The sequence below is a fragment of the Thauera aminoaromatica S2 genome (assembly GCF_000310185.1).
In the GTDB taxonomy this organism is placed as follows: Bacteria; Pseudomonadota; Gammaproteobacteria; order Burkholderiales; family Rhodocyclaceae; genus Thauera; species Thauera aminoaromatica.
In genome coordinates, this window is record NZ_AMXD01000155.1 from 1 (window position 1) to 8,269 (window position 8,269).

The 8,269-nt window shown below is 69.0% G+C and carries 7 protein-coding genes and 1 pseudogene; 5 read left to right on the plus strand and 3 right to left on the minus strand.

What is annotated here, in order from left to right:
• The 5 genes and pseudogenes from C665_RS16865 to C665_RS16885 all read left to right on the plus strand — a co-directional run.
• Window positions 1–200, plus strand: a pseudogene (locus C665_RS16865) (efflux RND transporter periplasmic adaptor subunit); the annotation flags it as partial.
• Window positions 197–3,274: an efflux RND transporter permease subunit gene (locus C665_RS16870; RefSeq protein ID WP_004323579.1), complete on the plus strand. Its 3,078-nt coding sequence runs from the start codon at window positions 197–199 to the stop codon at window positions 3,272–3,274. The pseudogene C665_RS16865 and the gene C665_RS16870, both read left to right, overlap by 4 nt.
• Before the next feature lie 30 nt (window positions 3,275–3,304).
• On the plus strand, window positions 3,305–3,880 hold the full coding sequence (locus tag C665_RS16875) for a TMEM165/GDT1 family protein (protein WP_004323580.1): 576 nt from the start codon (window positions 3,305–3,307) through the stop codon (window positions 3,878–3,880).
• Window positions 3,880–4,584: an AzlC family ABC transporter permease gene (locus C665_RS16880; protein WP_004323582.1), complete on the plus strand. Its 705-nt coding sequence runs from the start codon at window positions 3,880–3,882 to the stop codon at window positions 4,582–4,584. Before C665_RS16875 ends, C665_RS16880 begins: the two co-directional genes overlap by 1 nt.
• The gene (locus C665_RS16885) at window positions 4,581–4,907 is read left to right on the plus strand and encodes an AzlD domain-containing protein (protein WP_004323583.1); all 327 of its coding nucleotides are present in this window, start codon (window positions 4,581–4,583) and stop codon (window positions 4,905–4,907) included. Before C665_RS16880 ends, C665_RS16885 begins: the two co-directional genes overlap by 4 nt.
• A gap of 100 nt (window positions 4,908–5,007) precedes the next feature.
• On the opposite strand, the gene C665_RS16890 is transcribed toward C665_RS16885, so the two are convergent.
• The 3 genes from C665_RS16890 to C665_RS16900 form a co-directional block, all read right to left on the minus strand.
• Window positions 5,008–6,648 (minus strand): acyl-CoA synthetase, encoded by a 1,641-nt coding sequence (locus tag C665_RS16890; RefSeq protein ID WP_004323585.1) that lies wholly within the window; start codon window positions 6,646–6,648, stop codon window positions 5,008–5,010.
• 147 nt (window positions 6,649–6,795) lie between these two features.
• On the minus strand, window positions 6,796–7,056 hold the full coding sequence (locus C665_RS16895; protein ID WP_004323587.1) for a ferrous iron transport protein A: 261 nt from the start codon (window positions 7,054–7,056) through the stop codon (window positions 6,796–6,798).
• Window positions 7,057–7,068: 12 nt separating this feature from the next.
• On the minus strand, window positions 7,069–8,269 hold a 1,201-nt coding region (locus C665_RS16900; RefSeq protein WP_004323588.1), incomplete at its 5' end, for a nucleoside recognition domain-containing protein.

Here is an 8,269-nt window from a genome sequence, read left to right on the forward strand (position 1 = left end):
CCGCCTACCTGCAGCAGCGCGAGGGCCGCCTCGGCGCCTGGCTGGTGCGCGGCGGCGAGCCGGCGTTCGTGGCGCTCCCCGACGCGCAGGCCGGCCGCCCCGTCGCGGTCGACTGGCCCGCGGACACCCGGGTGGTGGACGCGGGGCGCTTCGCGCTCGGACTGCGGGCGCCGACCGCGGCGGCCGGGGGCTCGCGTTGAACGGCTTGTACCGGCGGCTGATCGACAATCACCCGCTCGCCAACATCGCCTTCGTGATGGTGCTGCTCGGCGGCCTGTTCAGTTATCTCTCCATGCCGCGGGCGCAGGACCCCGAGATCAACTTCAACTGGGTCAGCATCGTCACCGCACTGCCCGGCGCCTCGGCGGAGGACGTCGAGCGCGACCTCACCGGGCCGCTCGAGGACGCGCTCAAGCAGGTCAAGGACATCCGCTTCAGCTCCTCGTCCAGCCGCGAGGGGGTGTCGTCCATCCTGGTGCGCTTCGAGGAGCTCCCCGAGCGGGTGTTCGACAAGCGAGTGAACGACCTGCGCCGCGAGATCCAGAACAAGGCCTCGGCAGAGCTGCCGCCGGACGCCAACGACCCCGTGGTGGTCGAGTTCACCAGCTCGAACGGCTTCCCGACCGCGATCCTGGTGCTCCATGGCGCCGGCGGCGAGACCCTGCGGCGCGCAGGCTTCGTGATGAAGAAGGAGCTCGAGGGCCTGGACGGCGTGGACCAGGTGATCGCCGCCGGCCTGGAAGATCCGCAGCTCCACGTCGATTTTGATCCCGCCCGGGTAGCGGCGTCCGGGTTGTCGCCGCTGCAGGTCGCCGACAGCGTGGCGGCCTGGTTCCGCAACACCCTCGCCGGCCGGGTGCGGGTGCAGGACCGCGAGTGGCTGGTGCGCATGGAGGGCAAGACGCCCGACCCCGAGGCGCTCGCCCAGGCTGCGGTGGTGACGCCGGCGGGCCGGGTGGCGCTCGACGAGGTTGCCAGCGTGGCGCGCGGCCACGAGCGTCCGGGCCAGCTCGTGAGCTACAACGGCGCGCCGGCGCTGATGCTGTCGATCACCAAGGATGCCGACGCCAACACGCTCGAGCTGGTCGAGCGCCTGCAGGACTTCGCTGCCCGGCGCAACCCGCTGCTCGCCGACCAGGGCGTGCAGCTGCGCCTGATCGACGACCAGACCCACGCCACCCGCCACGCGATCGGGGTGATGGAGTCGAACGCGGTGTTCGGCCTGTTCGCGGTGCTGGCGATGTGCTGGATCTTCCTCGGCTCGCGCCTGTCGGTGCTGGTCGGGCTGGGCGTGCCGTTCGCGCTTGCCGGCACCTTCATCGCGGTCGACCTGATCGGCTCCACGCTCAACCTCACCGTGCTGCTCGGGGTCGTGATCGCGCTCGGCATGCTGGTCGACGACGCGGTGGTGATCGTCGAGGCGATCTACTACCGCCTGCAGCGCGGCGATCCTCCGCACGAGGCGGTGGTGGCCGGGGTGGAGGAGGTCGGCCTGCCGGTGCTGTCCTCGGTGCTGACCACCATCGCCGCCTTCCTGCCGCTGATGCTGCTGCCCGGCATCCTCGGCAAGTTCATGTTCGTGGTGCCCTTCGTGGTGACCGTCGGCTTGCTGGTCAGCCTGGTCGAGGCCTACTGGATCCTGCCCACCCACATCCTGGCGCTGCGCCCGCAGCCGGCGCAGCGGCCCTCGCGGTCGCAGCGGCTGCGCGAGCGCTTCACCCTGCGCATCCGCATCGCCTATGCGCGTGCCCTGGTGGCGGTGATGCGCCGCCGCCGCCTCACCGTCGCGGTCCTGGTGCTGATGATGGCGGGTGCCGGCGCGGCGGTGGCGACCGGCCTGGTGCGCGTGCAGTTCTTCGCCTTCGACTCGATGCGGCTCTTCTATGTGAACGTCGACATGCCTGCCGGTGTCGTGCCCCAGCGCACGCTGGCCGAGGCCGAGCGCGCGGTGAAGGTGCTGGGCGAGACGATCGGCGCCGACGAGCTGCGCGCGGTCGCGGTGTATGCGGGCCTGAAGTTCACCGAGACCGAGCCGGTGTATGGCGACCAGTACGCCCAGGTGCTGGTCTCGCTGCTGCCGCGCGCGGCCGGCGGGCGCGATACCGGCGAAATCATCGACGCGGTGCGTCCGGCGATCGAGGCGCTCGCCGGCGAAGCGAAGCTCTCCTTCATGGAGATGAAGGGCGGGCCGCCGACGGCGAAGCCGATCTCGGTGAAGATGAAGTCCGACGACTACCCGCAGCTGCGCGCCGCGGCCGATGCGCTCCTCGCCGAGGCGGCAAAGCTGCCCGGGGTGCGCGATCTCACCGACGACGATGTGCCCGGGCGCGGCGAGATGCGCCTCGCGCTCGATCGCGAGAAGCTGGCGCGTGCCGGGGTGCAGCCGGCCGAGGTGGCGCGCTTGCTGCGTTTGTACGGCGAGGGCGAGATCGTTGCCACGACGCGCGACGGCGGCGAGAAGGTGGAGGTGGTGGTGCGCGCCCGCCAGGAGAGCCTGGATGACGTCACCGGGCTGCTGCAGCGCCCGGTGCCGCTGGCCGACGGGCGCAGCGTGCAGCTGGGCGAGCTGGTGAGCCGGCAGCTGCTGCTGTCGAAGGGCTACATCCGCCACTACCAGCTCACGCGCGCGATCACCGTCGAGGCCGAGCTCGATCGCGAGCGCCTCGACACGGTCGAAGCCAACGACCGCCTGAAGGCCGCGTGGGCGCAGCTGCAGCCGCGCTTCCCGGGCGTGGAGCTGGATTTCTCCGGCGAACTGGAGGACATCCAGGAGAGTCTGGATGCGATGGGCAAGCTGTTCGCGCTCGGCGTCGGGCTGATCTACCTGATCCTCGCCACCCAGTTCCGCAGCTACTGGCAGCCGCTGATCATCCTGCTGACCGTGCCGCTCGCCTTCACCGGGGTGGTGCTCGGACTGCTGGTGTCGGGCAATCCGCTGTCGCTATACACGCTGTATGGGGTGATCGCGCTCACCGGCATCGCGGTGAACTCGGCGATCGTGCTCATCGACGCCGCCAACGAGCGCCGCGCCGTCGGCATGAGCGTGCAGCACGCCGCGATCTACGCCGCGCGCCGGCGCGTGGTGCCGATCCTGATCACCTCCACCACCACCATCGGCGGGCTGCTTTCGCTGGCGATCGGCCTGGGCGGCAAGTCGCTGATGTGGGGACCGGTGGCGGCGAGCATCGTGTGGGGGCTGGGTTTTTCCACGGTGCTGACCTTGTTCGCGGTGCCGCTGGTGTATCGGATGGCGATGCAGCGCGGTGGCGGCTAGAATCGCGCTCCCGCCACCACCTGAATTCCCATGGACGCCTTTCTCGTCTCCACCGCCATCGTGGCCCTCGCCGAGATCGGCGACAAGACGCAGCTGCTCGCCTTCATCCTTGCCGCACGCTTCCGCCGGCCGTGGCCGATCGTGCTCGGCATCCTGGTCGCCACGCTGGCCAACCACGCCTTCGCCGCCGCGGTCGGCACCTGGCTGACCACGCTGATGGGGCCGCACACCCTGCGCTGGGTGCTCGGCCTGTCCTTCATCGCGATGGCGGTGTGGACGCTGATCCCCGACAAGTTCGACGAGGACGAGGCCAGGCTGCCGCGCCTGGGCGTGTTCGGCGCCACGCTGGTGGCCTTCTTCCTTGCCGAGATGGGCGACAAGACGCAGATCGCCACGGTGGCGCTGGCGGCGCAGTACCAGGCCCTGGTCGCGGTGGTGGCCGGCACCACGCTCGGCATGATGATCGCCAACGTGCCCGCGGTGCTGCTCGGCGACCGCATCGCCACGCGCATGCCGGTGAAGCTGGTGCACGGCATCGCCGCGGCGATCTTCCTCGGCCTGGGCATCGCGACCCTGGCCGGTGCGGGCGAGGGACTGGGGTTCTGATGGAATCCTCGTTCCGCCGCGGTGCCCGCGAGGGCATGCGCGACTTCCTGCCGCTCTCGGTCGGCCTGGTGCCCTGGGCGATCGTGACCGGCATCGCCATGCGCTCGATCGGCCTGTCCCCGGCCGAGTCCATGGGCATGAACCTGCTGGTCTATGCCGGCACCGCCCAGCTCGGCACGCTGCCGCTGATCGGCAGCGGTGCACCCTTATGGCTGATCTTTCTCACTGCGCTGGTGCTCAACCTGCGCTTCATCATCTTCAGTGCCGCGCTGGCGCCGGTCTTCCATGATCACCGCTTCATGCGCCGGCTGGCGTCGAGCTATCTGCTGGTGGACGGCATGTTCGCAGTCGGCGCGGACAAGCTGCAAAGGGCCGACGATCCGCACTGGCGATGGGGGTACTACATCGTGCCCTCGGTGTATTGCTGGCTGCTTTGGCAGCTCTGCGGTGCGGTCGGCGTGTTCGGCGCAGGGGCGATTCCGCGCGACTGGTCGCTGGAGTTCATGACCACGATCGCGCTGACGGTGATGATGATCCCCATGCTGCGCGAGCGACCGATGTGGGTGGCTGCGCTGGTGGGCGGGCTGGGTGCGGTGCTGCTGCGCGAGCTGCCGCTGCGCCTGGGGCTGATTGCCGGCATCGCGCTCGGCATCGGCGCGGGCTTCATTGCCGAGCGTGCGCTGGCAGGGAGGGCCGCGCGATGAGCGAGGGGTTGTGGTTATGGCTGACGCTGCTGGCCATCGGCTCGACGACGATCATGACGCGTGGCAGCTTCATCCTCGCCGGCGAGAAGGGGCGTCTGCCGCCAGCCTTGCAGCGTGCCTTGCGCTACGCGCCGGCGGCGGCGCTGTCGGCGCTGGTGATGCCCGACCTGCTGCTCGATGGCGGTGCGTTCGATCCGCTCAATCCCAAGCTCGCGGCGGGGGGAGTCGTGATCCTGGTCGCGCTGCGCTCGCGCAATCCGTGGCTGCCCTTCATCCTCGGCATGGCGATGCTGCTGTTGCTGCGCAAGGGATTCGGCTGGTAGTACGTGTGGAAGGAAAAATGCCGCGTCCGTCCGGTGACGGAACGCGGCATCGGCGCGCGGCGAGTGCGGTCGGCCCCGACGGGCCGACCGCGTGACACGATCACTCGATCGCGGAGGCCGACTTCGCCATCTCGCGCAGGGCGAACTTCTGGATCTTGCCGGTCGAGGTCTTGGGCAGCACGCAGAACTCGATGAACTTGGGCACCTTGTAGCGCGCCAGGTGTTCGCGGCAGTGCGCGATGATGTCGTCGGCGGTCACGCCGGCGCCTTCCTTGACCTCGATGTAGGCCGCCGGCACCTCGCCCCACTTCTCGTCGGGCTTGGCGACGACCGCCGCGGTCAGCACCGCCGGGTGGCGGTACAGCACCTCTTCGACCTCGAGCGAGGAGATGTTCTCGCCGCCCGAGATGATCACGTCCTTGGAGCGGTCCTTGATCTTGACGTAGCCGTCCGGGTGCATGACCGCGAGGTCGCCGGTGTGGAACCAGCCGCCGGCGAAGGACTCCTGGGTGGCCTTCTCGTTCTTGAGGTAGCCCTTCATGACGAGGTTGCCGCGGAACATGATCTCGCCCATGGTCTCGCCGTCGGCGGGCACCGGCTCCATGGTCACCGGGTCGAGCACGGTGATCGCTTCCTGCATGTGGTAGCGCACGCCCTGGCGGCCGTTGCGCTCGGCGCGGCGGTCGATCGGCAGCGCATCCCACTCGGGGTGCTTGGCGCACACCGAGGCCGGGCCGTAGGTTTCGGTCAGGCCATACACGTGGGTGATGTCGAAGCCGATCTTCTCGGCGCCCTCGATGATCGCCGCCGGGGGCGCGGCGCCGGCGATGAGGCCGGCGACGCTGTGCTCGATGCCGGCGCGCAGGCCCTCGGGGGCGTTGATCAGCATGCCGTAGACGATCGGCGCGCCGCACATGTGGGTGACCTTGTGGCGGCGGATCAGCTCGTAGATCAGCGCCGGGTCGACCTTGCGCAGGCAGACGTTGACGCCGGCGTTGGCCGCCATGGTCCACGGGAAGCACCAGCCGTTGCAGTGGAACATCGGCAGCGTCCACAGGTAGGACGAGTGCTGCGGCATGCCCCAGCTGATGATGTTGGAGGCGGCGTTGAGATACGCGCCGCGGTGGTGGTAGACCACGCCCTTCGGGTTGCCGGTGGTGCCGGAGGTGTAGTTGAGCGCGATCGCGTCCCACTCGTCCTCGGGCAGCTTCCACTGGAAGTCGGGGTTGCCGCCGGCGAGGAAGTCCTCGTAGAGCACGGTGCCGATGCGCTCGGTGCCCGGATACTCGGGGTCGAGGGCGTCGACCACCAGGGGCTTGTCTCCCGGCAGCAGCTCGAGCGCGGCGCGGACCACGCCGGCGAACTCGGGGTCGGTGATCAGCACCTTGGCTTCGCCGTGCTGCAGCATGAAGGCGATGGCATCGGCGTCGAGCCGGGTGTTGAGGGTGTTGAGGACCGCGCCGGTCATCGGCACCCCGAAGTGGGCTTCGAACATCGACGGCACGTTGGGCAGCATGCACGCGACCGTGTCGCCCTTCTTCACGCCGTGCGCGACCAAGGCGCTCGCGAGGCGGCGGCAGCGCTCGTAGGTCTGGCTCCAGGTGTAGATGAGCGTGCCATGGACGACGCTGGTGCGCGTCGGATAGACCATGGCGGTGCGCTCGATGAAGCTCAGCGGGGACAGCGGCACGTAGTTGGCCGCGTTCTTGTCGAGGCCTTGCTGATATGCGTTTTGCGACATCCTTTTCCTCTCCCGTTCATTGTCAAACAAACTGGTCGGGCCGGCGTCCCACGCGGGGTTCGGTCCATACCGTATAGTATGGAGGATGGCGTCGGTCTTGTCTGCAGTTCTCCCGCGCGCAACGTTTGCGAAGGCAGGTTGGAGCGCTCAGGCGGGCTGCACCCAGATATGGCGCGACACCGCGTGCTCGATCGCGAGCTCGACGTGCTCGCACAATAGCACCGTCATCGGTTGCTGTTGCAGCACCTTCACCGCGTGCGCGGCGGAGAGCCCGTAGGCGTGGAGCTGCTCACGCTGCAGCGGATCGATCTCGTCGTCGAAGTCGTCGATGCGCACCATGCGCCCGACCGGGGTGCCGATCAGGCGGATGCGCTCGTGGGGCAGGGGTTTGGAGGGGGCGGCGTTCATGGCGCGGATTCCTCAGAAGATCAGGCGCAGGCCGTGGTTGAGCAGGCCGCCGATCAGGAAGGCGGTGGGGATGATCATCGCCAGCATCAGCGCGGCGACCTTCATCCCCTGCTCCTTGATGATCATCATCAGGCTGGCGATGCAGGGCACGAAGAGCGTGATCGTGACCATGCCCACCACGGCCTGGATCATCGACAGCTCGCTCTGCAGCGCGAACAGGCCGCTGGCGCCGAAGTCGCGGCGCAGGAAGCCCATCACGAAGGCGGCGCTCGCCTCCGGCGGCAGGCCGAGCCAGCCCACCACCAGCGGCTCGCCGGCCTCGATGATCCACGGCAGCGCGCCGCTGCGGTCGAGCCCGAACATGATCAGGGTGCCGATCAGGAACAGCGGGATCACCTCGATCAGATACCACTTCAGCCTTCCGCCGGTCTTCTTGAGCACGTTGCCGAGCACCGGCATGCGCATCGGCGGTAGCTCGGTGACGAGCGGCACGCGGCGGCCGGGCACGACCTTGCTCGCCAGCCAGCCGGTGAACAGCAGCACGCCGACGATCGCCAGCACCCAGATCAGCGTGGCGCCGAAGGAGATGCCGCCGAGCAGGCCGAGCACCACGCCGAGTTGCGCAGAGCACGGGATCGCCAGCGCCATCAGGTAGATGGTGATCAGGCGCTCGCGCGGGGTGTGCAGGATGCGGGTGGTGAGCGTGGCCATGGTCACGCAGCCCAGGCCGAGCACCATCGGCAGCACCGCGCGGCCGTTGAGGCCGATGGCGGCGAACATGCGGTTGGCGATCACCGACAGGCGCGAGAAGTAGCCCGAATCCTCGAGCACGCCGAAGGCGAGGAAGAAGGTGGTGACGATGGGCAGGATCAGCGCGAGCGCGTAGGTCATGCCCATGGTCCACAGGCCGTATTCGCCCACGATCAGGTCGGCCAGCCAGGGCGTGGAGATGTGGCTCGTGACGAACTCGGTGACCGCGGGGTTGAGGACCTCGCCGAAGAAGTCTTCTTCCAGCAGTCCGACTAGGGTGCTGGCGCCGAAGTCGCCGACGAACAGATACACCAGATACAGCACGCCGAGCAGCATCGGCCAGCCCCACAGCCGGTGCACCGCGATGCGGCCGAGCAGCATCGACAGCGTGCGGTCCTTGCCGGCAGCCTGCTGCGTGACGGTGCGCGCGAGCGCCTCGGCGGCGCCGCCGCGCTCGCGCGCG